The sequence below is a fragment of the Burkholderia guangdongensis genome (genome assembly GCF_013403875.1).
GTDB lineage: Bacteria > Pseudomonadota > Gammaproteobacteria > Burkholderiales > Burkholderiaceae > Burkholderia > Burkholderia guangdongensis.
Genome location: NZ_JACBNX010000028.1, coordinates 1 through 21,698 on the forward strand (window position 1 = coordinate 1; position 21,698 = coordinate 21,698).

The 21,698-nt window shown below is 68.1% G+C and carries 25 protein-coding genes and 1 pseudogene; 10 read left to right on the top strand and 16 right to left on the bottom strand.

The annotated features are described in order from the left end of the window. Positions 1-139: 139 nt before the first annotated feature. A pseudogene (locus HZI36_RS23275) lies at positions 140-298 on the bottom strand (DUF1488 family protein); the annotation flags it as partial. Beyond that, positions 299-484, bottom strand: a complete 186-nt coding sequence (locus HZI36_RS23280; RefSeq protein WP_179405030.1) for a hypothetical protein — start codon at positions 482-484, stop codon at positions 299-301. It abuts the pseudogene before it with no gap. 264 nt (positions 485-748) lie between these two features. Between HZI36_RS23280 and HZI36_RS23285 the strand changes: the two genes are divergently transcribed. Together HZI36_RS23285 and HZI36_RS23290 are read left to right on the top strand one after the other, a co-directional pair. Beyond that, positions 749-1,366 carry a LysE family translocator gene (locus tag HZI36_RS23285; protein WP_179405031.1) on the top strand — a complete coding sequence of 206 codons (618 nt, stop codon included), beginning with the start codon at positions 749-751 and terminating at the stop codon, positions 1,364-1,366. Between the two features lie 108 nt (positions 1,367-1,474). Continuing rightward, positions 1,475-1,723 (top strand): hypothetical protein, encoded by a 249-nt coding sequence (locus tag HZI36_RS23290; protein WP_179405032.1) that lies wholly within the window; start codon positions 1,475-1,477, stop codon positions 1,721-1,723. A gap of 84 nt (positions 1,724-1,807) precedes the next feature. Here the strand turns inward: HZI36_RS23290 and HZI36_RS23295 are convergent, their stop codons facing one another. The 7 genes from HZI36_RS23295 to HZI36_RS23325 form a co-directional block, all read right to left on the bottom strand. After that, positions 1,808-3,163 carry an MFS transporter gene (locus HZI36_RS23295; RefSeq protein ID WP_179405033.1) on the bottom strand — a complete coding sequence of 452 codons (1,356 nt, stop codon included), beginning with the start codon at positions 3,161-3,163 and terminating at the stop codon, positions 1,808-1,810. Between the two features lie 65 nt (positions 3,164-3,228). Next, positions 3,229-3,615 carry a 4-carboxymuconolactone decarboxylase gene (gene pcaC / locus HZI36_RS23300; RefSeq protein WP_179405034.1) on the bottom strand — a complete coding sequence of 129 codons (387 nt, stop codon included), beginning with the start codon at positions 3,613-3,615 and terminating at the stop codon, positions 3,229-3,231. 10 nt (positions 3,616-3,625) lie between these two features. Next, complete coding sequence (gene pcaD, locus HZI36_RS23305; protein ID WP_179405035.1) at positions 3,626-4,411, bottom strand: 3-oxoadipate enol-lactonase; 786 nt, start codon at positions 4,409-4,411, stop codon at positions 3,626-3,628. Between the two features lie 11 nt (positions 4,412-4,422). Further along, on the bottom strand, positions 4,423-5,790 hold the full coding sequence (locus tag HZI36_RS23310; RefSeq protein WP_179405036.1) for a 3-carboxy-cis,cis-muconate cycloisomerase: 1,368 nt from the start codon (positions 5,788-5,790) through the stop codon (positions 4,423-4,425). Between the two features lie 152 nt (positions 5,791-5,942). Further along, a complete protein-coding gene (locus HZI36_RS23315; RefSeq protein WP_179405037.1) occupies positions 5,943-6,596 on the bottom strand; it encodes a CoA transferase subunit B in 654 nt (217 codons plus the stop codon). A gap of 19 nt (positions 6,597-6,615) precedes the next feature. Beyond that, complete coding sequence (locus HZI36_RS23320; protein ID WP_179405038.1) at positions 6,616-7,320, bottom strand: 3-oxoacid CoA-transferase subunit A; 705 nt, start codon at positions 7,318-7,320, stop codon at positions 6,616-6,618. A gap of 235 nt (positions 7,321-7,555) precedes the next feature. Next, positions 7,556-8,755, bottom strand: coding sequence for a 4-hydroxybenzoate 3-monooxygenase (locus tag HZI36_RS23325; protein ID WP_179405039.1), 1,200 nt, complete (start codon positions 8,753-8,755; stop codon positions 7,556-7,558). Positions 8,756-8,871: 116 nt separating this feature from the next. On the opposite strand from HZI36_RS23325, the gene HZI36_RS23330 reads away from it, so the two are divergent. The 3 genes from HZI36_RS23330 (at position 8,872) to HZI36_RS23340 (ending at position 11,495) form a co-directional block, all read left to right on the top strand. Continuing rightward, a complete protein-coding gene (locus HZI36_RS23330; RefSeq protein WP_179405040.1) occupies positions 8,872-9,798 on the top strand; it encodes a LysR family transcriptional regulator in 927 nt (308 codons plus the stop codon). A gap of 258 nt (positions 9,799-10,056) precedes the next feature. Beyond that, entirely contained in the window at positions 10,057-10,677 is a 621-nt protein-coding gene (gene folE, locus HZI36_RS23335) for a GTP cyclohydrolase I FolE (RefSeq protein WP_179405041.1), read from the top strand. After that, the gene (locus tag HZI36_RS23340) at positions 10,677-11,495 is read left to right on the top strand and encodes an SDR family oxidoreductase (RefSeq protein WP_179405042.1); all 819 of its coding nucleotides are present in this window, start codon (positions 10,677-10,679) and stop codon (positions 11,493-11,495) included. The genes folE and HZI36_RS23340 overlap by 1 nt, the downstream gene beginning before the upstream one ends. A gap of 90 nt (positions 11,496-11,585) precedes the next feature. On the opposite strand, the gene epsC is transcribed toward HZI36_RS23340, so the two are convergent. Both epsC and HZI36_RS23350 read right to left on the bottom strand, forming a co-directional pair. Continuing rightward, a complete protein-coding gene (epsC, locus tag HZI36_RS23345) occupies positions 11,586-12,506 on the bottom strand; it encodes a serine O-acetyltransferase EpsC (protein ID WP_179405043.1) in 921 nt (306 codons plus the stop codon). A gap of 165 nt (positions 12,507-12,671) precedes the next feature. Next, positions 12,672-12,905, bottom strand: coding sequence for a hypothetical protein (locus tag HZI36_RS23350; RefSeq protein ID WP_179405044.1), 234 nt, complete (start codon positions 12,903-12,905; stop codon positions 12,672-12,674). 275 nt (positions 12,906-13,180) lie between these two features. On the opposite strand from HZI36_RS23350, the gene HZI36_RS23355 reads away from it, so the two are divergent. Further along, positions 13,181-13,591, top strand: a complete 411-nt coding sequence (locus tag HZI36_RS23355; protein ID WP_179405045.1) for a DUF3005 domain-containing protein — start codon at positions 13,181-13,183, stop codon at positions 13,589-13,591. 92 nt (positions 13,592-13,683) lie between these two features. Further along, positions 13,684-14,412: a helix-turn-helix domain-containing protein gene (locus HZI36_RS23360; protein WP_179405046.1), complete on the top strand. Its 729-nt coding sequence runs from the start codon at positions 13,684-13,686 to the stop codon at positions 14,410-14,412. Between the two features lie 60 nt (positions 14,413-14,472). Here HZI36_RS23360 and HZI36_RS23365 read toward each other — a convergent pair whose 3' ends face one another. Next, positions 14,473-15,366, bottom strand: coding sequence for a LysR family transcriptional regulator ArgP (locus tag HZI36_RS23365; RefSeq protein ID WP_179405047.1), 894 nt, complete (start codon positions 15,364-15,366; stop codon positions 14,473-14,475). A 101-nt stretch (positions 15,367-15,467) separates the two neighbouring features. On the opposite strand from HZI36_RS23365, the gene HZI36_RS23370 reads away from it, so the two are divergent. From HZI36_RS23370 to HZI36_RS23380, 3 genes are all read left to right on the top strand, one after another. Next, positions 15,468-16,097, top strand: a complete 630-nt coding sequence (locus HZI36_RS23370) for a LysE/ArgO family amino acid transporter (protein ID WP_179405048.1) — start codon at positions 15,468-15,470, stop codon at positions 16,095-16,097. A 147-nt stretch (positions 16,098-16,244) separates the two neighbouring features. Beyond that, positions 16,245-16,724 (top strand): SRPBCC domain-containing protein, encoded by a 480-nt coding sequence (locus HZI36_RS23375; protein ID WP_179405049.1) that lies wholly within the window; start codon positions 16,245-16,247, stop codon positions 16,722-16,724. A gap of 29 nt (positions 16,725-16,753) precedes the next feature. Then, positions 16,754-17,218: a nuclear transport factor 2 family protein gene (locus HZI36_RS23380; RefSeq protein WP_179405050.1), complete on the top strand. Its 465-nt coding sequence runs from the start codon at positions 16,754-16,756 to the stop codon at positions 17,216-17,218. Between the two features lie 157 nt (positions 17,219-17,375). On the opposite strand, the gene HZI36_RS23385 is transcribed toward HZI36_RS23380, so the two are convergent. The 4 genes from HZI36_RS23385 to HZI36_RS23400 form a co-directional block, all read right to left on the bottom strand. Continuing rightward, on the bottom strand, positions 17,376-18,359 hold the full coding sequence (locus HZI36_RS23385) for an acetyltransferase (RefSeq protein ID WP_179405051.1): 984 nt from the start codon (positions 18,357-18,359) through the stop codon (positions 17,376-17,378). 19 nt (positions 18,360-18,378) lie between these two features. Beyond that, entirely contained in the window at positions 18,379-19,170 is a 792-nt protein-coding gene (locus tag HZI36_RS23390) for an SDR family oxidoreductase (protein ID WP_179405052.1), read from the bottom strand. 61 nt (positions 19,171-19,231) lie between these two features. Beyond that, the gene (locus HZI36_RS23395) at positions 19,232-20,431 is read right to left on the bottom strand and encodes a sulfotransferase family protein (protein WP_179405053.1); all 1,200 of its coding nucleotides are present in this window, start codon (positions 20,429-20,431) and stop codon (positions 19,232-19,234) included. Further along, positions 20,428-21,555 (bottom strand): DUF1214 domain-containing protein, encoded by a 1,128-nt coding sequence (locus tag HZI36_RS23400; RefSeq protein WP_179405054.1) that lies wholly within the window; start codon positions 21,553-21,555, stop codon positions 20,428-20,430. Before HZI36_RS23400 ends, HZI36_RS23395 begins: the two co-directional genes overlap by 4 nt. Between the last annotated feature and the right edge of the window lie 143 nt (positions 21,556-21,698).

Sequence of the window (21,698 nt, forward strand, 5' to 3'; positions counted from 1 at the left end):
ACCAGTTGCTTGATCAGCTCCGGGTCAAGGTTCAAGCCCTTGCCCGGTTCAATCGTCACTTCTTCCTTGCGTTTGCGTGGCATAAAGTGGCTCCTTGGCCATCAGTTTATGCCTCACACACAAGGTTCCGGATAGGCTCGGAATCCATGTCGACGTTCAGTCTCGCCAGCATCGCATCGTCGACCAGAAAGGTAATCTCGCGAGAATCGTCGTAACCCCAGAAGCACACACAGTGTCTGGAAATATCGTAGGTGCGACTGGGATTAGGAAAGTTGAGTGTCACGTCACTCTTCCCCATCTAACCCTCCTGACAGATATAACGCCACTTGCTCGCGTTGACATTGATGCGGGCGTCATTTTCCAGCCGCTTCTGAGCGCGCTCGCTGTCCGCGCGCTTCAGTGCCAGGCCGCGAGCCTTTTGCACGTCCACGTAATCGCTTTGCCTGAAGGGCGCGGCTGACTTCAGTTCGGCTTGCTTGGACATGCGGGTTCTCCAAATGAATTGCGCTGAACTGCCGGATCGAGCCTTTTGAGAGTGCGCCCTATACCGTAGCCATGCAAGCGCTATCTCGCGTCAGGTGACGTGTGGACGGAGGGCGGCGAGCCAGCACGAATTGAGACGGACAAACCCCGACGAGACCCACCCCGTACCGGCAACCGTCAATCAAACTGTACCGGTACCGTACCGCTCCATCCCGCTACACTCTCTCCATTCCCCACATCAACGCACCGAATGGAGAGCGACACCATGAACCTGATCGCGCTGAGCGCACTCCCGGCCGGCATGCTGTTCGCGTTCGTCACGACGATCACGCCCGGCCCGAACAACACGATGCTGCTCGCGTCCGGCGTGAACTTCGGGTTCCGCCGCACGGTTCCGCACATCCTCGGCATCAGCCTCGGCTGCGCGATCCTGATGCTGTCCGTCGGCTTCGGCCTCGGCCAGGCATTCGAGCGCCTGCCGATCCTGTATACGGTGCTCGAAGCCGCGAGCGTCGCGTACCTGCTGTATCTCGCGTGGCGAATCGGCACGTCCGGCGACGTAAAGACGAGCGGCGGCAAGACGCGCCCGATGACGTTCGTCGAAGCGGCCGCTTTCCAGTGGATCAATCCGAAGGCATGGATGATGGTGCTGACCGCCGCGACGACGATCCGCCTGTCGGCCGACTATGGCCAGAGCGCGATGTGGATGGCCGTCGTGTTCATCGTGATCGGCCTGCCGTGCATCACGATGTGGGCCGCGTTCGGCGTCGGCCTGCGGCGCTTCCTGTCGAACCGCCGCGCGCTGCGCGCGTTCAACGTGACGATGGCGCTGCTGCTGATTCTGTCCCTGTATCCGCTCGTCGCACGCCTGCTCACGCACTGACGCCCGCCGCGGCGCACCCGTTGTGATTCGCCGCGCGCGGGCGTACGCTTGGGTTCCGGGCGCGCGAAGCCGGTCTGCCGGGATGCGCGCCGCAGTCGGGAGACGCCGATGAAGCCGATGCTGAGAACGGGCGAGCACATCGAAGGGATGCACTGGATCGCCGAATATCATCAACTGACGCACGACATTCGCGTGCTGCGCGAACACATGGAGGTCGGCACCTACGGCGCGCCGCGGACGCTGTTCGGCGACGAGGCGGACATGGGCGCGCCGAACATCGCCGATCATCGCGCCCGCGATGCCGCGCTGCGCGCGTATCTGCGGCACTTCGTGAAGGAGCACGACGCGGAGGAATAGCGGCGCCGGAACGCGCGCCAAACAAGCGCCCTTTCATAGCAAAGCCCGTACGCGGCGGCGTGAGTTGCGTTCGGGCCCTACCGATCAGTGCCCGAGCGACTCGACGCCGCCCGTCGCGGTCGCGTCATGGGGCCGCGCCATCTGCTTGATCAGCAACGCGATGCACGACAGCAAGCCGGCCACCGCGATCGTCGCGAACACGCCCGCGAACGTGACGTGACGGCGCGTCAGTTCGGCCACAAGAAACGACCCCGCGATGCCGCCGAAGCGTCCGACGCCGAGCATCCACGCGACGCCGGTGCCGCGCCCGGCGGTCGGATAAAACGCCGCCGCGAGCGCGGGCAGCGACGACTGCGCGGTGTTCATCAGCACGCCGGCGACGAACACGATCAGCACGAGCAGCCCGACGTTGCCGACCGCCTGCCCGATCCCGTACACGCTGACCGCCGTCAGCGCATAGCACACCGCAATCACGCGGTTCGCGTTGAAGCGATCCATCAGCATCCCGCACAGCACCGCGCCGACGCCGCCGAGCGGGAACAGCGCGGAGATCAGCGTCGCGCTTTTCGGGGTCAGGCCGGCCTCCTTCAGCAGGATCGGCATCCAGTTGATCGACGCGTAGAAGATCACCAGCCCCATGAAGTAAGCGATCCAGAGCATCACCGAGCCGACGATGTACGAGCGCGACAGCACGACGCCGAGCCCGTTGCCGCCGGTCTGCGGCGCGGTCTCGGTCATCGCGAACGAAACCGCGTTCAACGCGTCGCGCGAAATGCGCGCAAGCGTCGTGCGGATCCGGTCGACCGGCTGGCCGTTCGCGACCATGAAGCGCACCGATTCCGGCATCTTCACGAGCAGCAGCACGCCGAGCACCAGCGGCGTCGTGCCGCCGAGCATCAGCACGCTGCGCCAGCCGAGATGCGGAATCATCCACGCGGCGAGGAAGCCGCCGAACGCCGCGCCGAGCGGAAAGCCGCAGAACATCAGGTTGATCACAGTCGCGCGGCGACGGTCCGGGCAGAACTCGCCCATCATCGTGACCGCGTTCGGCATCGCCGCGCCAAGGCCGACGCCGGTGACGAAGCGCAGCGTCGTGAGCTGCCCGATGCTCGACGAGAACGCGGACGCGAGGCACGCCACGCCGAACAGGAACACCGAGCCGAGCAGCAGCATCCGGCGCCCGAGCCGGTCGGACAGCGGCCCCGACACGAGCGCGCCGCATGCGAGACCGAACAGCGCGGCGCTCAGCACCGGCGCGAGGTCCGGCTTCGCCAGATGCCATTCGGTCAGCAGCGACGGCGCGATGAAGCCGATCGCCGCCGTGTCGAAACCGTCGAGCAGCACGATCACGAAACACATGAAGAAGATCAGCCACTGAAAGGCGCCGAATGGCTGATCGTTGATGAAGGTCTGTACGTTGACGGCCGAGGGGCGGTTCATCGTTTGTCTCCTGTGATTGCGCATCGCCATGGGATGCTCGGCGCGCTGATACGTTGCCAGCGCGCTTAACCAGCCGCGTCCTGCTCCTTGAAGATCCGGTCCGCGAGATGGAACGCCGAGTTCGCGGCCGGCACGCCGCAGTAGATCGCGGTCTGCAGCAGCACTTCCTTGATCTCGTCGCGCGTGACGCCGTTGTTGCGCGCCGCGCGCAGATGCAGCGCGAGCTCCTCGCCGCGGTTCAGCGCGACCATCATCGCGATCGTCAGCAGGCTGCGCGTGTGGCGCGGCAGCCCGTCGCGCGTCCAGATCTCGCCCCACGCATAGCGCGTGATGAAGTTCTGGAATTCCTCGGTCACTTCGTTGCGGTTCGCGATCGAGCGGTCGACGTGCGCGTCGCCGAGCACCGCGCGGCGCACCTGCATCCCTGCTTCGTAACGTTGCTGGTCGTCCATCGTGCGTCCCTCAGGCGGTCAGAAAATCGAGCAGCGCGCGGTTGAAGCCGTCCGTGCACTCGATGTTGGAGATGTGCGCGGCGTCGAATTCGACGTGCTTCGCGCCCGCAATCGCGGCGGCCAGCGCGCGGCCCTGATCGGGCGGCGTCGACATGTCGTGCGCGCCCGTCACGACGAGCACCGGCAGCGCGATTCCCTTCACTTCCTCGCGCAGGTCCGCCGCGTTCAGCGCGTCGCAGTTCGCCGCATAGCCGTCCTTGTCGGTATGGACGAACGTGTCGCGGATCGCGTCGAACAGGCGCGGCTCGCGCTCGACGAACGCGTTCGTGAACCAGCGCGGCAGCACCGCGTCGGCAAGCGCGGCCATCCCTTCGGCGCGTGCCTTCTGCGCGCGCGGCGCCCACACTTCGGGCGAGCCGATCTTCGCGGCGGTGTTCGCGAGCACCGCACGCACGATCCGCGACGGATAGCGCGCGGCGAGCGCCGCGCCCGTCAGGCCACCCATCGAGATCCCGCAGAAAAACGCCTGCGCGATGCCGACGTGGTCGAGCAGGCCGATCACGTCGCCCGCGAGCTGGTCGATCGTGTACGAGCCAGTCGGCGCGTCGGAGTGGCCATGGCCGCGCGTGTCGTAGCGCAAGATGTTGAAGTGCTGCGTCAGCGGCAGAATCTGCGGCGCCCACATCTGCAGGTCGGCGCCGAGCGAGTTCGAGAACACGAGCCACGGCGCGTCGGCGCGCGCGGCACGGTCGATCCGGTAATGCAGTTTCACGCCGTCGAGGGTGGCGAAGGGCATCGGATATCTCCTTAGGGTCGGTTCAGCGCGCTCGCATAGGAAGCGAGCACGGCGTCGACGTACGCATGCGCGTCGCCGACGTAGTGAGCGGGATCGAGCAGACGTTCGAGCGCGTCGCGCGACAGATGCGCGGCGACGGTCGGGTCGGCCGCGAGCACGTCGAAGAGCGTCGCGCCGGTGCGCACCGCCTCCTTCGACGCATGTTCGACGACGTGATGCGCATCGAGCCGGCCGATCTTGTCGCCGAGCGCGAGCATCACCGCTTCGCCGAGGATCAGCCCGCGCGTCAGGTCGAGATTCGCGGCGAGCCGTTCGGTGTTCACGTCGAGGCCGGCGGCGATCTGCGCGATCTGCGCGAGCGCGCCGCCCGCCAGACGCGCGAGGTCCGGCAGCGCGTCCCATTCGGCCTGCCAGCCGCCGAGCGCGCGCTCGTGCTCCTGCACCATCCCCGCGAACACCGTCGCGACGAGGCCCGGCGCGCGCACGGCCGCGGTCAGCACCGCCGCGCAACCGACCGGATTGCGCTTGTGCGGCATCGTCGACGAACCGCCTTTGCCGGCCGCGGCCGGCTCGCCGAGCTCGCCGACCTCGGTCTGCATCTGCAGCGATACGTCGCGCGCGATCTTGCCGAGCGTGCCGATCAGCATGCCGAAGCACGCGGCCGCCTCCGCGATCCGGTCGCGCTGCGTGTGCCACGGCACGGCCGGCAGCGCGAGCTCAAGATCCGCGGCGAGCGACGCCGCGACGCCGGATGCCGCGTCGCGCAGGCTCGCGAGCGTGCCGGCCGCGCCGCCGAACTGCAGCACGAGCGCGCGCGCGCGCAGTTCAGCGAAGCGCGCGCGATGGCGCAGCAGCGCGTCGAGCCACTGCGCGAACTTCAGACCGAGCGTGATCGGCAGCGCCTGCTGCAGCCACGTGCGGCCGATCGCCGGCGTCGCGCGATGGGTGCGCGCGAGTTCGGCGAGCGATGCGCAGGTCGCGTCGAGCAGCGGCTCGAGCACGTCGAGCGTATCGCGCAGCTGCAGCACGGTCGCGGTATCGATGATGTCCTGGCTCGTCGCGCCCCAGTGCACGTACTTCGCGGCTTCCGGGTCGTGTTCCTTCACGTTCGCGGTCAGCAGCTTGACGAGTGGAATCGCGAGATTGCCGCCGAGCGCCGCGCCGCGCGCGAGCGCGTCCGCGTCGAGCTGGTCGGCGTCGCACGCGCGTTCGATCGCGGGCACCGCGGCGGCCGGAATCACCTGCCGCGCGGCGAGCGCGCGCGCGAGCGCCGCCTCGACGTCGAGCATGCGCTGGACGGTCGCGCGCGGCGACCAGATCCGGTTGAGCGGCTCGGTGCCGCAGATGAGGGAGGTCAGGCGGGCGCTGTCTTCGAGCATGGCGTCAGGATGGGAAACGCGGTGCGGATATTGTCCAACGAAGCGCACCGGCATGCGCGCGATGCGCAGGCCGGTGCGCGGCTCAGGCTGCCGCAATCTGGCTGCCGCAATCTGGCTACCAGAATCAGGCGGACGGGTTCAGGCGGACAGGTTCAGGCTGCAAAGCGCGTCGCGTCGATCAGCGGCACGCCGGTCAGCTTCTGCAGCTCGTCGAACGACAGGTCCGTGAAGATCTCGCGCACCGCGAGCCCGTCGGCCGTCACGTCGAGCACCGCGAGATCCGTGTAGATGCGGCTCACGCACTGCACGCCGGTCACCGGATACGAGCACGCGGCGACGACCTTGCTCTCGCCCTGCTTCGTCAGGTGCTCCATCATCACGAACACCTGCTTCGCGCCGATCGCGAGGTCCATCGCGCCGCCGACGGCGGGAATCGCGTCGGGCGCGCCGGTGTGCCAGTTCGCGAGATCGCCGTCCACCGACACCTGGAACGCGCCGAGCACGCAGTAGTCGAGGTGGCCGCCGCGCATCATCGCGAACGAATCGGCGTGGTGGAAATACGCGCCGCCGGTCAGCAGCGTCACGTGCTGCTTGCCGGCGTTGATCAGCTCGTCGTCCTCCTGGCCGGGCGCGGGCGCCGGGCCCATGCCGAGCAGGCCGTTCTCGCTGTGCAGGAAGATTTCCTTGCTCGGATCGAGATGGTTCGCGACGAGCGTCGGCACGCCGATGCCGAGGTTCACATACGCGCCTTCGGGGATGTCCTGCGCGACGCGCTTGGCCATTTCATCGCGGGTCAGTCGTTTCATGTGTGATCTCCTCGGGCGGTCAGGCGGCTTGGGATGCGGCGAGTTCGGCCGCATGCGCGGCTTGCGGCACTTCGACGATGCGCTGCACGAAGATGCCCGGCGTCACGATGTGCTCGGGGTTCAGGCTGCCGAGCGGCACGACCTGCGACACCTGCACGATCGCGGTCTTCGCGGCGCTGGCCATGATCGGCCCGAAGTTGCGCGCGGTCTTCCGGTACACGAGATTGCCCCAGCGGTCGCCCTGATACGCCTTCACGAGCGCGAAGTCGGCGTGGATCGGCGTCTCGAACACGTACTGCCGGCCGTCGATCATCCGCGTTTCCTTGCCTTCGGCCAGCTTCGTGCCGAAGCCGGTCGGCGTGAAGAAGCCGCCGATCCCGGCGCCCGCCGCGCGGATCCGCTCCGCGAGGTTGCCCTGCGGCACGAGCTCGAGCTCGATCTCGCCCGCACGATACAGCCCGTCGAACACCTGCGAATCCGACTGGCGCGGAAACGAGCAGATGATTTTGCGCACCTGCTTCGCCTTCAACAGCGCCGCCAGCCCGGTCTCGCCGTTGCCCGCGTTGTTGTTGACGATCGTCAGGTCGCGCGCGCCCTGCTCGATCAGCGCGTCGATCAGCTCGGACGGCATGCCGGCCGTGCCGAAGCCGCCGATCATGATCGTCGCGCCGTCGTGAATGTCGGCCACCGCCGACTGAAGCGATTCGAAAATCTTGTTGATCATGTCTCTTCCTGATTCCTGATACGAACCCGCGGCCCGTTGCGCGGCCGGCGGAGAAGCACGCGCGGCGCGCGTGCCGGGCCGGGCTCGTCCGTCGCCCGGAATTTGTTCGCCTATCGAACCACTATTCGTTTAGCGAACGTTGCGGCGATCATAGGGTGCCGTCGCGGGCGTTGTCAAGGCGGGAAGAGCCGGACGTCGGCGATGTCGGCGATGTCCGCGATGTCGCCGACGTCATTTACGCGCCGGGCGCCGCTTCGTCGTCGAACGGCAGGCCGACGTAGTTCTCGGCGAGGGCCTGCGCGGCGGCGCGCGAGCGCGACACGTACTTCAGCTCGGCGAGCTTCAGGCGGTTCAGGAACGGGGTGTCGTCGGCGGACGGGTGCAGCATGTTCGTCATGAAGTACGAGAAATGCTCGGCGCGCCACACGCGCTCGAGGCAGGTCGACGAGTACCCGTCGAGCGGCGCCGCGTCGCCGTCGCGGTAGCGCGCGCCGAACGCGCGGGCCAGCGCGCGGACGTCGGCCACCGCGAGGTTCATCCCCTTCGCGCCGGTCGGCGGCACGATGTGCGCGGCGTCGCCGGCGAGGAACAGCCGCCCGTACTGCATCGTCTCCGACACGAAGCTGCGCATCGGCGTCACGCTCTTCTGCGTGATCCGGCCCTCGGCCGGCGTCCAGCCGGTGTCGTTCGAGAAGCGCGTATGCAGTTCGTCCCAGATCCGCGCGTCGGACCATTCGTCGAGGTTCTCGTCGGGCCGGCATTGCAGATACAGGCGCGTGACCGACGGCGAGCGCATCGAGAACAGCGCGAAGCCGTGGTCGTGATGCGCGTACACGAGTTCGTCGAGCGACGGCGCCGCGTCGGCGAGAATCCCGAGCCATGCGTACGGATACACGCGCTCGAACGTGCGCAGCCGCTCGGCGGGAATCGTCTGGCGCGCGATCCCGTGGAAGCCGTCGCAGCCGGCGATGTAGTCGCAGTCGATGCGATCCGCACGGCCGTCGGCGTGCGTGAACGTGACGAACGGGCGCTCGCCGTCGACGTTGTGCAGCGCGACGTCGCGGACCTCGAAATGCATGTCGTGACCGTGCTCGACGGCCGCCGCGATCAGGTCGCGCACGACTTCGTGCTGGCTGTACACGGTGATCGCGCGCCCGCCGGTGAGGCTGCTCAGGTCGATCCGGTGGCGCTGCCCGGCGAACAGCAGCTCGATCCCGTGATGGATGAGCCCTTCGCGGCGCATCCGGTCGCCGAGGCCGGCGGCGTTCAGCGTGTCGACGGTGCCCTGCTCGAGCACGCCGGCGCGGATCCGGTTCTCGCAGTATTCGCGCGAGCGCGCCTCGACGAGCACGGAATCCACGCCCTGCAGGCGCAGCAGATGGGAAAGCAGAAGGCCAGCCGGGCCGGCGCCGATGATCGCGACTTGGGTGCGCATTGTTCGTCTCCAGAACATTGGTTCGAATGGTTGAACGCATTTCAGCGCTTTCCCGACTATGCGGCAACGCGATTTAGGAGATAAGTTATATACGTTTTACAAATAGTGGTGCAGCGATGGAAGTGCTCGATCTGAACCTGATTCCGTACCTCGTCGCGCTCGACGAGACGCGTAACGTGAGCCGCGCCGGCGACCGGCTCGGCGTGAGCCAGCCGCGCGTGAGCGCAGCGCTCGGCCGGCTGCGCGACTATTTCGGCGACCCGTTGTTCGTGCGCACGTCGCGCGGCATGGAGCCGACGCCGCGCGCGCTCGCGCTGCTGCCCGCGGCGCGCGACGCGCTCGCGCAGATCGAGCGCGGCCTCGTCGCGCCGCACGACTTCGATCCGGCGACGAGCACGCATACGTTCTCGATCGCGCTGTCCGACGTCGGCGAGATCGTGTTCCTGCCGCGGCTGCTGCAGGCATTCTCGACGCGCGCGCCGCACGTGAACCTGCGCTCGGTGTCGCTGCCGCACGACGAGGTCGGGCGCGGCCTCGAGGCGGGCAGCATCGATCTCGCGGTCGGCTATTTCCCGGATCTCGACGGCAACAACTTCTTCCAGCAGCGGCTGTTCACGCACCGCTTCGTGTGCCTGATGCGGCGCGGGCATCCGCTCGAGCGGACGCGGCCGTTCACGGTCGAGCAGTTCCTCGCGTGCGGGCACGCGGTCGTGCGCGCCGAGGGACGCAGCCAGGAAGTGCTCGAGAAATACCTCGCGAAGCGGCGGATGCACCGGCGCGCGGTGCTCGAGACGCCGCACTTCATGAGCCTGCCGTTCATCCTGAGCCGCACCGACCTGATCGCGACCGTGCCGCACGCGATCGGCCACGCGTATGCGGCCGAGCACGCGTTCATCACGCCGGTCGAGCCGCCGCTGCCGCTGCCCCGCTTCGACCTGAAGCAGCACTGGCATCGCAAGTTCCACAACGATCCGCGCACGGCCTGGCTGCGCGGCGTGGTCTCGTCCCTGTTCAACGACGAGCAGGACGAATGGCCGAAATGAACAGCCCCCACGCTCACTACGTTCGCTGCCCCCCGAGGGGGCGGTCAACCTCCTTGGGGCGGCCCGGCGGAGGCTGACGCGAACGGCCCCCACGCTCACTACGTTCGCTGCCCCCCGAGGGGGCGGTCAGCCTCCTTGGGGCGGCCCGGCGGAGGCTGACGTGAGCGTCCGACTGCATGCCGCGCACGACGCGCGAAAGCATGAAACAATCTCCCCCAACCGCGCCGCCGCCGGCGGCCGTCTCGATGGAGCCAATAGATGAGAAAAAAATCCTCGCGAGCCGACGCCCGGCCGTCCCGCGACGAGGCCGAAGAAGCCGTCCGCGTGCTGCTGCGCTGGGCGGGCGACGATCCCGCCCGCGAAGGGCTGCTCGACACGCCGGCGCGCGTCGTGCGCGCCTACGAGGAGTTCTTCGCGGGCTACGCGCTGGAGCCGCGCGACATCCTCGCGCGCACGTTCAGCGAAGTCGACGGCTACGACGAGATGATCGTGCTGAAGGACATCCGCTTCGAAAGCTACTGCGAGCATCACATGGTGCCGATCATCGGCCGCGCGCACGTCGCGTATCTGCCGAATCATCGCGTGGTCGGGATCTCGAAGCTCGCGCGGCTCGTCGACGCATTCGCGAAGCGCCTGCAGATCCAGGAAAAAATGACCGTTCAGATCGCCGATACGCTGTTTGAGGTGTTGCAGCCGAAGGGGGTCGGCGTGATCCTGGAAGCCGCGCACCAGTGCATCTCGACGCGCGGCATCCACAAACCCGGCGTCGAGATGGTCACGTCGCGGATGCTCGGCACGTTCCGCAGCGATCCGTCGACGCGGCGCGAATTCCTGTCGATCGTCGCGAATCCGTCGTCGGTGAACCTGACGAACACGTGATGGCGCAGACGACGCAAGCGGCGACACCCGCGGCACCCGTGGCGCCTGTCGTGCTCGTGACCGGCGCGGCCCGCCGCGCGGGGCGCGCGTTCGCCGAACATTTCGCCGCCGCGGGCTACCGCACCGCCATCCATTACGACCGTTCGGCCGACGCCGCGCACGCCACCGCGAACGCGATCGCCGCGCGCGGCCCGGACTCGGCGGCCTTCCAGGCTGACCTGTCCGACGCCGCGCAGATCGCCGCGCTGATCGATGCGGTGTGCGCGCGCTTCGGCCGCCTCGACGTGCTCGTGAACAACGCGTCGGTGTTCTGGCAGGACCACTTTCCGAGCTTCGATCTCGCCGCGTTCGACAACGCATGGGCCGTCAACTGCCGCGCGCCGATCCTGCTGACGCGCGCGTTCCACGAGCGAGCGCGCGCGGCGGGCACGCAGGGCGTGGTCGTGAACGTCGTCGACCAGAAGATCAAGGAGAACTTCCATCGCGACCATTTCAGCTACACGGTCGCGAAGGCCGCGCTCGGCAACCTGACGCAGATGCTCGCGCTGTCGGCCGCGCCGGTGCTGCGCGTGAACGCGGTGTTCCCCGGCCTGATGCTGCCGAGCGACGACCAGACCGACGCCGACTTCGAGCACGCGAGCCACGCGGCGACGCCGCTCGCGCGCGTCGCCGGGCCCGACGACGTCGCACGCGCGATCCTGCTGCTGACGGGCTCCGCGTACAACGGCGTCGACTTCGTCATCGATGCGGGCCAGAACCTGATCCGCGTCGATCAGGACGTGCTCTACAAGCATCGCTCGCCGGCGAGCAAGCACTGACTTCGGCGCGCGCGACCGTAGCGACCGTAGCGACCGTAGCGACCGTAGCGACCGTAGCGACCGTAGCGACCGTGACAACCGTGGCAGCCGTTACGGCTTCTCGTCGCGCTCGCCTTCGCGGATCTTGCCCTGCGCGACGCTGCTGCCCGGCGGCACGCTGTGCGTGAGCCACACGTTGCCGCCGATCACTGAGCCGCGGCCGATCGTCACACGGCCGAGGATCGTCGCACCCGCGTAGATCACGACGTCGTCCTCGACGATCGGATGCCGCGCGTTGCCCTTCACGAGCGTGCCATCGCCGTCGGCGGGGAAGCTCTTCGCGCCAAGCGTCACCGCCTGGTAGACGCGCACGCGCTCGCCGATGATCGCCGTCTCGCCGATCACGACGCCGGTGCCGTGATCGATGAAGAAGCTCGCGGCAATTTGCGCGCCCGGGTGGATGTCGATGCCGGTCGCCGAATGCGCGATTTCGTTGATGAAGCGCGCGAGCAGCGGCACGCCGAGACGATAGAGCGCATGCGCGAGCCGGTGATGCATCATCGCGAACACGCCCGGATAGCAGAGCAGAATTTCGGTGATGTGCTGCGCGGCCGGATCGCCCGCGTACGCGGCCTGGATGTCGCTGACGAGCAGCGCGCGGATCGCGGGCAGTTGCGCGCCGAGTTCCCGCGCGATTTCGAACGCGCGTTTGTCGAGCTCGGCGGACGGCGAATCGGCGTGCTCGGACAGAAACGGCAGCGCGCGGCGGATTTGCTCGGACAACAGCCGCAGCGTGCTCTCGAGCGTATGGCCGACGTAATAGTCGACGCTCTCGTCGGTCAGGTCCGGCGCACCGTAGTGCGTCGGGAACATCGCCGCGCGCAGCCCGGCGACGATCCTGCAGATCGCGTCGCGCGACGGCAGTTCGCGAATGCCGCGCGGGTGGCGCGTGCGGTGCAATTGTTCGCGCGACTCGCGCAAGCCGGCGACGATCGACTCGAGGCCCCATTGACGGACGGACGGTTTCGACATAGGCAAATGCAGGCGGCCGGGCTTGCCCGCTCGGCCGCGAATAAAAGTGACGGGTGTCGCAAGATTACCGCGTTTTCCGGCGCGCGGCCCTGCGTCGTGGGTCGGCCGAACGGCCAACGCCGCCGCGAATCAGACGGTAACTCAGGCGGTAAATCAGGCGGCAAATCAGACGGTGACGCTGCTCGCGTCGATCCATCTCACCGCCCAGTCGCGCGCGTGCGCGATCGCGGTGTCTTCGTCGTTGAAATGGAGGTCGGAAGGAAAGAACCGGTTCGCGACGAGTTCGCCGTCGCTCGAACGCGAAATCACCACGTAGGGTTTGAATGAGCCGTCGCCCGTGCGCGCGGGCGCACAGTTCAATAGATAGCCGCGATGTGTGAAGGCAGATGTCGATAGCATGAGTGCGCTCGCCCAGGTCTCTTACTTTCTTGTTCACTACCGTCCCGCGGGTGCTGCGGCGCCCTGCGGACGGAAGCGGCAGCTTTTGCATCCCCGTGCGCCGCTTCGCAGGAAAAGAATCATACTCTGTAGAAAACGCGTCTTCTAGCTGAAAAAAACACGCCAAATCAACGCGCGCGACACGGCGGCGGCGAACGTTCGTGCACATTTTCCCGTCACGTCCGGAACGGGACTTGCCTGAATCCGGAAGCATTCGCCGCCGCAGGAGACTCGCGATGGAATCGGCTGAAAACCGGCGCGCGGCGCATCCGCGCAGCGTCGAGCTCTACAACGAAGACACGCACGACAGCACCGTCGACACCGACGGCAAGAATCGCGAAGCGGCCCGCCTCGCGCGCGGCGACGCGATGTCGCCGGACCAGATCACGACGAGCAACGCGTCGCTCGTCAACGCGGTGCCCGAAGCCACCGACGGGCTCGCCGGCTTCGACAGCCGGCCGGGCGGCAATCATCCGGCGCTCGCGCTGCGCGACGGCTACGCGGTCGTCGAGAAGGGGTTCGACGCGCCGTCGCCGCTCGACGCGGACGCGCTCGGCCCGCAGCATCGGGCACGCGGGCGCGAGCACTGGCCGTGGCACGCGCGCCGGCCCGAGCGCGTGATCGAGCTGACGGACCTGTCGAGCTGAACGCGACGTTTGAACGCGACGTTTTGCCGCCCGATCGCGGCGGGTTGCGGTGGAATAATGTGCCGGACTGCTTCTTTCAATACACGCCGACCATGCTCATCCCCGCCGCCCGCCCCGCCAGCTATCGAGCATCGCGCAACGTACCGGACTGCTCGTCGTGCGCGCTCGGTCATCTCTGCATGCCGAATGGCCTCGCGCCGGCCGCGCTGTCGCGGCTCGAAGCGGTGATCCACACCGCCCGCCCGGTCAAGCGCGGCGAAACGGTGTTTCGCGCGGGCGACGTGTTTCACAACCTGTACGCGGTGCGCTCCGGGTCGCTGAAAACCGTGTCGACCCGCGCCGACGGCCGCGAGCAGGTCACCGGGCTGCATCTCGCGGGCGAGGCGCTCGGGCTCGACGGCATTTCCGACGACACGCACCCGAGCACCGCGATCGCGCTCGAGGACAGCTCCGTCTGCGTGATTCCGTACCGCCCGCTCGCGTCGCTCTGCGCGGAAGCGGACACGATGCAGCGCCGGATGCACAAACTGATGAGCGAGCAGATCGTGCGCGAGACCGCGCAGGCGATGCGGATCGGCGCGCTGACCGTCGACGAGCGGATCGTGTCGTTTCTGCTCGACGTGTCGTCGCGCTACCGGAAGCGCGGCTATTCGCCGGCGGAATTCAATCTGCGGATGACGCGCGAGGATATCGGCAGCTATCTCGGCATGACGCTCGAAACGGTCAGCCGCACGCTGTCGAAGTTCCGCAAGCGCGGCCTGATCGAGATGCAGGGCCGCGCGGTGCGCATCGTCGATTTCGACGAGCTGCAGCGGGTCTGATCCCGCAGGTCGGTCGACGAGACAAGCCGACGAGTCAAGCCGACGAATTGAGTCGACGAGTCAGTCGAGAAACAGCGCGGCGCGCGCCTTCAGCACCTCACTGAACGCATCGAGCCAGCCGATCGACAGGCGCCAGCTCTGCCAATACAGATCGACGTCGACGGTCCGCTCCGCCGACAGATCCACCAGTTCCCCCGCCGCCAGTTGGCGCTCGACCATCCGGTCCGGGCACATGCCCCAGCCGAGCCCCGTCTCGCACGCGCGCAGATAGCCGGCGACGTGCGGTATCCAGTGCTGCGGTGGATCGAGATCCGTGCGCGTCACGCGGCGGATGAAGCGCGCCTGCAGGCTGTCCTTCGAGCTGAACATCACGCACGGCGCGCGGCGAAGCGCGTCGCGGGTGAGCCCCGCGTCGAAGTAGCGCGCGTGGAAAGCCGGCGAGCAGACCGCGCGATAGCGCATCCGGCCGAGCCGCGTCGACCGGCAGCCCTGGATCGGCTCCGCCTGCGCGGTCACCGCGCCCTGCACGCTGCCGTCGCGAATGCGCGCGGCCGTGTGATCCTGATCGTCGATCACGAGGTCGAGCAACGTCTCGCGCTCCGCGCAGAACGGGCCGACCGCGTCGATGAACCACGTCGCGACGCTGTCGTCGTTGACCGCGATGCGCAGCGTCGGCCACGCGGACGCGAGCGCGCCCGGCAGCGCCGGCATTCGCCCGGACAGCTCCGCCTCGAGCAATTGCACGCGCTCCGTGTGGCGGCACAGCAGCGCGCCGGACGTCGTCGCGACGCACGGCTGCCCACGCTTCACGAGCACGCTGCCGACCCGCTCCTCGAGCAGCTTCACGCGCTGTGACACCGCGGACGCCGTCACGTTCAGCTCCTTCGCGGCGCGTTCGAACGAGCCGTGACGGATCACGGCCGCAAGCGCGTCGAGCAGCGCATAGTCGAGCATTAGCGTTCCTTAATCGACATTAGTCTATTTAGCTTCTCTTACTCCACTGGAACCCGCAGACTAACGCCATCCGATTCATCCGTCCACGGCTTTCCCCCACTATGAACTGGCTCGCTTATTCTCACGGCGCCGCGCTGTGCGCGTCGCTGATCGTCACGATCGGCGCGCAGAACGCGTTCGTGCTTCGGCAGGGCATCCTGCGCGCGCACGTCGGCAAGATCGTCGTGCTCTGCGCGCTGTCCGACATGATCCTGATCGCGGCGGGCGTCGGCGGCGCATCCGCGCTCGTCGGACGCTACCCGGCGTTCGTACACGCGGTGCTCTACGCCGGGCTCGCGTATCTCGCCTGGTTCGGCCTGAACGCGTTGCGGCGCGCGCTCAGGCCCGGCCACGAGACGCTCGACGTCCGTGGCGAGCCGGCAGCGCAGCAACAGCAGAAGCCACAGCCTGCGCTCGCGGTCGTCGCGATGACGCTCGCGTTCACGTGGCTCAACCCGCACGTCTATCTCGACACGTTCCTGCTGATCGGCACCGCCGGCGCGCGCGAGCCGGACGGCGCGCGGCTCGCGTTCGCGGTCGGCGCGATGACGGTGAGCGCCGTCTGGTTCGTCGCGCTCGGCTACGGCGCGCGGCTGCTCGCGCCGTGGTTCCGGCGCGCGATCGCATGGCGCGTGCTCGACGCTGCGATCGGCGGCATGGTGCTGTTCCTCGCGGCGACGCAGTTGCGTTGAGCTCGATGGCATCGCACGCATCCCGCCCTCATCCATTCCGACGATTTCCCGCCACCCGCGACCGACTACGCTCTACGCGTATCGGTCGCGCGGTCCCGCTGCGCGATGGCCGATCCGCCCCGTCCCACTCCGATCCTTCACGCCATCATGACCAAAGCAGCCAATCTCGTTACCTCGCTCACCGTCGACATCGACGCACCGGCCTCCGTCGTCTGGGAAGTGCTGACCGACTTCCCGCGCTACGCGGAGTGGAACAGCTTCTGCGTCGGGCTCGACACGACCGGCCGCCTCGGCGATCTCGTCTACATGCAGGTCCGGATTCCGGGCACCGATACGGTGATTCCGGTCAACGAATGCCTGGTCGCGTGGGAGCCCGAGCGCCTGCTGTCGTGGGAGCAGCGCCCGACCGACGACAACAAGGATGCCGCGCGCCGCGACCAGTACGTCGAGGCCGACGGCCCCGACCGCTGCCGCTATTTCACGACCGACCAGTTCCTCGGCGTCAACGCGGACACGATCATGCAGAACCATGGCGCCTGGGTGAAGCAGGGCTTCGATCAGTGCGCGCGCGACGTGAAGCAGCGCGCCGAAGCGCTGCACGCGGCGCGCAACGGCTCGCGCGCGTGAGCGCGGCACCACGTGAACGGAGCCGCCCGATGCTCGATCTGCAAACCCTTTCCGATCATCACGAGATCCGCCAGTTGGTCGTCGACTATTCGACCGCGATCGACGCCCGGCACTTCGATGCGCTCGACGCGGTGTTCACGCCCGACGCGTATATCGACTACCGCGCGATGGGCGGCATCGACGGCCGCTTTCCGGACGTGAAAGCGTGGCTGCGCGAGGTGCTGCCGACGTTTCCGAACTATCAGCACATGGTCGGCAACGTGTCGATCCGGCTCGACGGCGACAGCGACAACAACAGCGCGCACGGCCGCACGATCTGCTTCAATCCGATGGAGGTCGCGCTGCCGGACGGCGGCACGCAGGTGATGTTTCTCGGCCTCTGGTACATCGACCGCTTCGTACGCACCGCGCACGGCTGGCGCATCGCCGAGCGCGCCGAGGAGCGCTGCTATGGCCACAACGTACCGGCCGCGCTGATGCAGGCGGTCGGCTGACCGAACCCGCATGGGACCGCGCCGCGCGTCGAACATCGAACGCGCGGCGCGGCACTCACTCACCGGACGCCACGCTCCACCCGGCATCCGGCAAAGCGCGGCGTCGATCGAATCAATCGAATCAATCGAATCAATCGAATCAATCGAATCAATCGAATCAATCGAGCCGGAACGCCTGCTCGAACCGCGCGGCGAACGCGTCGAACTCCGCTTCGGGCAGGTGATTGATCCCGCCCGCGCGCTTGCGCCCGCCCCCCGTCGGAAAGCCTCGGCAGAAATCGTCCGCGCCGAGCGCGCGGCCGTCCGGCACCCGGACGCTGACGACGAGCCCGCCGTCCGCGCGCGGCGACAGCACCGCGAGCGCCGCGCCGGGCGCGCTGCGCATCCGCTCGTTCGCGAGCATGCCGGTCGCGCGCCGCGCCCACGGATGATCCGGCATCCGGATCAGCGTCGCGCCCGGCACCTCGCGCAGCGGCGGCAGCGCGCACGCGCGGGCCATGTCGTCGCGGTAGCCGTCGCGCAGCGCGGCGAACACCGGCGTGCCGTGCACGAAGTCGAGCGGATCGACGCAAGGCAGCATCGCGTCGGCGAGCGCGGCCGGGTCGAAATGCAGATCGCCGACATGGTCGCCGTACGCGTTGTAGTTCAGATAGAGCCCGAGCTCCGCGAGCGTGTGCCGCTCGTCGTCGCCGACGCCATGCGCGCGCGCGAGCGCGCCGCCGAGCGCCGGCAGCTCGTCGCCGAACGCCGCGACGATCGCCCAGCGCACGTGCCGCCCGCCGAGATAACGGTTTACGAGTTCGCTCGTGCAGACGTCCGGCGCGGTGTCGATGTGTGCATCGAAGCGTGGATCGTCCGGCAGTTCGCCCGCGAAGTGATGGTCGAAATAGCGCACCGCGACGCCGTCGCGCAAGAGCCGCGCGGCCGCCTCGCGATTCTGGTCGTGCGACACGTCGAGCACCGTGATCCGGTCGCCCGCGCGCGCGTCGATCCGCGCGAGCAGCCGGATGTCGCGCTTCACGCCGGTGACGAGCGTGCCGCCGGCGCCCTCGGCGAGCCGCAACTGCTGAAGCGCGCACAGCCCGTCCGCGTCGCCGTTGAACGCGTAGAAATGTCGTCCGTTGGATGATGTGTGTTGCATCGTCTGTCGCCTTCGTCCGTCAGGGCATGAAATCGCCGCCGTTCGCATCGAGCGTCGCGCCGGTCACCGCGTTCGCGTAGTCGGACGCGAGGAACAGCGCCGCGCGCGCGCAATCGTCGTCGGTCGGCAGCGCGCCAAGCGCGATGTTCGACGCGATCGGCGCGATGATCTGCTCCTCGCTGATGCCGTATTCCTCCGCGGCCTGCCGGAAGTACGTCTGCGTCGGCACGCCCCACATCCAGCCCATGTGGATGCTGTTCGCGCGAATCCCGTGCACGCCGAGCTCGCGCGCCAGATATTTTGCCGCAACCGCGAGCGCCCCCTTCGATACCGCGTAGCCGGATTCGCCCGCGAACGGCTTGCGGGTCGCCTGCGTGTTGATCATCACGATCGCGCCGCGCTTTTGCCGCTTCATGTGCGGCACGACCTCCTGCGTGAGCGTCATCGTGCCGAACACGTTCGTGTCGAACACCGCGCGCCAGCCGTCCAGATCGGCCTCGTCGACGGCCTCCGGAAACGTGCCGTGCACGAACGCGCTGTTCACGAGCGCGTCGATCCGGCCGAACCGCTCGATCGCCTGCGCGGCGAGCTGCCGGCATTGCGCGCGATCGGCGATGTCGGTCGTCACCTTCAGCACGTCGCAATCGACACCGAGCTCGCGGATCCGCGCTTCGGCGTCATCGAGCTTCGCCGGCGTGCGCGCGGCGATCACGACGCCCCGCGCGCCCTCGCGCGCCGCCTCGACCGCGAGCTTCACGCCGAGCCCCGGGCCGATGCCGGAAATCACCACGACCTTGTCCTTCAGCAACATCGTTCGTCTCCTGATAATGGTTGTGTTCGCAATGTCCGCGACGTCCGCAACGTCCGCGGCGTCAGTGCGCGGCCTGCAGATGCCGCGCGCGATACGCGGCGAAATCGTGCGCGAGCTGCGCGTCGGTGAAGCCGAAGCGTTCGATCGAGTAGTCGTGCGCCGCGCGCTTTTCCCGTCCGTTGCGCGCGAGCCAGTCGCGGATCGCCGCCCGCGCCTCGTCCGTCAGCGGCAGCCCGGCGAACGCGTACACCGCCTCGGCGACGCCGAGCGGGTTCGCGACCGTATCCTCGAAGCGCACGTCGAGAAACCGTTCCGCGGGCAGCGTGTCGCGCGCGCCCATCGCGCTGCCGATCGCGCGGGCCATCCCCGCGTTCCATTGCGCGCCGACGACGCGCGGGTCCGGATCGTCCGCGTACATCTGCCACAGCGTGTGCGCCATGCTCGCCATCGACGGAATCGTCTGCGCCGGATCGCGATGCGTGAGCACGACCTGGGCGCGCGGAAACACGCGGCACAGCACGTCGAGCGCGTGCAGGTGCTGCGGCGTCTTCAGCAGCCAGCGCGACGCGCCCGCGCCCGCACCGCCGCGCCGCGCCTTCTGCCACTGCAGGAACTGCAGCATCCGCTTCAGGTACGTGTAGACGGGCGTCAGGTCCTGCCGCGCGAGCCACGCGGTGTACGTCGGCACGTTCGCATACGAATCCATCGCGCAGACGAACGAATGCTCCATCAGCATGAACTCCTCGTCGGCGAGCATCGCGTCGAGCGGATGGATCGACAGGATCTGCGGGATCGCGTCGATCATCATCGCGACCTCGGCCTGCGCGCGCGCGATCCGCTCGGTCGGCGCGGCGAGCGTCTCGCCGGGCAGCGGCGCCGGATAGCGCGTCTCCCACCACGCGGCCGAATGAAAGCGCGGATCGGCGGCCAGCAGCCGTTGCAGCATCGTCGTGCCGGTGCGCGGCAGGCCGACGATCACCAGCGGATCGTCGATCTCGATGTCGGCGATGTCCGGATGGCGCCGAAAGTAGTCTTCGACGACGAGCCGGTTCGCGAGCTGCCCGACGAGCTTTTCACGCATCATCGCGGCGCCGCGCGCGGACAGGTTCGCCTCGCCCGTCAGCGACGCGCACAGCACGTCGAGCGCCTCGCGATACGGCCCATCGCCGAACGCGGTCAACCCGCCCGTGCGCGCGGACGCTTGCGCGATCAGATCATCGGCGTTCAGCAGCGTTTTCACGGATTCGATCGCGGTATTCATGCGGCCTCCTTCAGCGTCGCGAGCTTGACGACGCGCGTGCGCGGATGCGACGACTGGGCCAATTGCGACGGCTGCGCGGCGCCGACCCAGCGCCAGCAGATCGTGCCGGTCGAGTGCCCGGCCGTGTCGAGCCAGTTCCCTCGGCCCGGATCGGACGCGGCGACGATCACCGTCACGCCGCCCGACTCGTCGAGCCGCGCACTGTGCTTGTTCACGCACACGTCGAAATGGCGGTAGTCGAGCGACTCCATCCAGTAGTTGTTCAGTTGAACGTTCCAGAAATCGCAGTCGGGCACGCGATCGACTTCGATCACGAGCGCCTCGTCGTCCGCGAGCGACCAGCGCGAGTGGTAGTAGTAGATGTTCGGATCGCCGCCGACCGCCTGGCACAGCGCCTGGTCGGCGGGCGGCAGCGCGTTCACGTGCGCGCCGTAGCCGGCCGCCCAGTCCGCGAACAGCCGCGCGGTCTGCTCGACGAACCCCGCCGCGCGCGTGAGGCCCGCCTGCAGCGTCGCCGGGTCGAGCGGCGCGGGCCGGTCCTGCGCGTCGATGCGCTCGATCTTCAGCTGCGCCGGCTGCTCCGCACGCCGGTTCATGAACGTCTGCCGCACGAGCAGCGCGTTCGTGGCCGGCTCGATCCGCACCCAATTGCCGTCGCGCGGCGTCTGGCTCAGCACGATCTCGAAGCTGCCGTCCGGCGCGACGTCGAGCTGCTTCGCGTCGAGAAAGCCGGTCTGCAGCATCTTGCCGTCGGTCTCGTAGCCGCCCTTCTGTGTGCCGAAGCTCAGGTACGCGACCGTGCCGCGCCGCCCCGTCACCCGATAGTCGTGGCGGCCGTCGAGCCGCGCGTACTGGTACAGGTTATCCGGGTTGTCCGCGCCGATCTTCGCGGTTTCGTGCGACGGCGAGAAGAAGCCGGGCCACGCGCCATCCGCGAACTCGACGTGCATCTCGAGCGCGATGCGCATCAGCCGGCTCAGGTAGCGAAAGCCCTCCGCGCGCGTCAGCGGGTCGTCCGGCGCTTCCGCGCGCAGGATCTGCTGTCCGCTGCGTTTGAGCGCATCGCAGAAATCGGCCCAGGTCTGGCCCGTCAGCAACTGCGTGGCCCGTGTGTCGTCCGTCATGTGTCGTCTCCGCCGATAGTCGAGCGTCCACGTTAGCGCGGCGGCCCGGCGCCCGGCTTCGTCCGGGTGGACTAAGGGGAATCCGGATCGCGCCGCACGCGGGTTTTAGTCCGGTCGGACGAAGAGCGGCAGGGGCATCGCTC

Coding starts and splice junctions, on each gene's coding strand:
- HZI36_RS23325 (WP_179405039.1), bottom strand. CDS start 8,755: ATGCGCACCCAAGTCGCGATCATCGGCGCCGGCCCGGCTGGCCTTCTG.
- HZI36_RS23290 (WP_179405032.1), top strand. CDS start 1,475: ATGAAGCCGATGCTGAGAACGGGCGAGCACATCGAAGGGATGCACTGG.
- pcaC (WP_179405034.1), bottom strand. CDS start 3,615: ATGGACGACCAGCAACGTTACGAAGCAGGGATGCAGGTGCGCCGCGCG.
- HZI36_RS23385 (WP_179405051.1), bottom strand. CDS start 18,359: ATGCAACACACATCATCCAACGGACGACATTTCTACGCGTTCAACGGC.
- HZI36_RS23340 (WP_179405042.1), top strand. CDS start 10,677: ATGGCGCAGACGACGCAAGCGGCGACACCCGCGGCACCCGTGGCGCCT.
- HZI36_RS23350 (WP_179405044.1), bottom strand. CDS start 12,905: ATGCTATCGACATCTGCCTTCACACATCGCGGCTATCTATTGAACTGT.
- HZI36_RS23330 (WP_179405040.1), top strand. CDS start 8,872: ATGGAAGTGCTCGATCTGAACCTGATTCCGTACCTCGTCGCGCTCGAC.
- HZI36_RS23395 (WP_179405053.1), bottom strand. CDS start 20,431: ATGAATACCGCGATCGAATCCGTGAAAACGCTGCTGAACGCCGATGAT.
- HZI36_RS23355 (WP_179405045.1), top strand. CDS start 13,181: ATGGAATCGGCTGAAAACCGGCGCGCGGCGCATCCGCGCAGCGTCGAG.
- pcaD (WP_179405035.1), bottom strand. CDS start 4,411: ATGCCCTTCGCCACCCTCGACGGCGTGAAACTGCATTACCGGATCGAC.
- HZI36_RS23370 (WP_179405048.1), top strand. CDS start 15,468: ATGAACTGGCTCGCTTATTCTCACGGCGCCGCGCTGTGCGCGTCGCTG.
- HZI36_RS23310 (WP_179405036.1), bottom strand. CDS start 5,790: ATGCTCGAAGACAGCGCCCGCCTGACCTCCCTCATCTGCGGCACCGAG.
- HZI36_RS23400 (WP_179405054.1), bottom strand. CDS start 21,555: ATGACGGACGACACACGGGCCACGCAGTTGCTGACGGGCCAGACCTGG.
- HZI36_RS23375 (WP_179405049.1), top strand. CDS start 16,245: ATGACCAAAGCAGCCAATCTCGTTACCTCGCTCACCGTCGACATCGAC.
- HZI36_RS23315 (WP_179405037.1), bottom strand. CDS start 6,596: ATGAAACGACTGACCCGCGATGAAATGGCCAAGCGCGTCGCGCAGGAC.
- HZI36_RS23280 (WP_179405030.1), bottom strand. CDS start 484: ATGTCCAAGCAAGCCGAACTGAAGTCAGCCGCGCCCTTCAGGCAAAGC.
- HZI36_RS23295 (WP_179405033.1), bottom strand. CDS start 3,163: ATGAACCGCCCCTCGGCCGTCAACGTACAGACCTTCATCAACGATCAG.
- folE (WP_179405041.1), top strand. CDS start 10,057: ATGAGAAAAAAATCCTCGCGAGCCGACGCCCGGCCGTCCCGCGACGAG.
- HZI36_RS23380 (WP_179405050.1), top strand. CDS start 16,754: ATGCTCGATCTGCAAACCCTTTCCGATCATCACGAGATCCGCCAGTTG.
- HZI36_RS23285 (WP_179405031.1), top strand. CDS start 749: ATGAACCTGATCGCGCTGAGCGCACTCCCGGCCGGCATGCTGTTCGCG.
- HZI36_RS23360 (WP_179405046.1), top strand. CDS start 13,684: ATGCTCATCCCCGCCGCCCGCCCCGCCAGCTATCGAGCATCGCGCAAC.
- epsC (WP_179405043.1), bottom strand. CDS start 12,506: ATGTCGAAACCGTCCGTCCGTCAATGGGGCCTCGAGTCGATCGTCGCC.
- HZI36_RS23390 (WP_179405052.1), bottom strand. CDS start 19,170: ATGTTGCTGAAGGACAAGGTCGTGGTGATTTCCGGCATCGGCCCGGGG.
- HZI36_RS23320 (WP_179405038.1), bottom strand. CDS start 7,320: ATGATCAACAAGATTTTCGAATCGCTTCAGTCGGCGGTGGCCGACATT.
- HZI36_RS23365 (WP_179405047.1), bottom strand. CDS start 15,366: ATGCTCGACTATGCGCTGCTCGACGCGCTTGCGGCCGTGATCCGTCAC.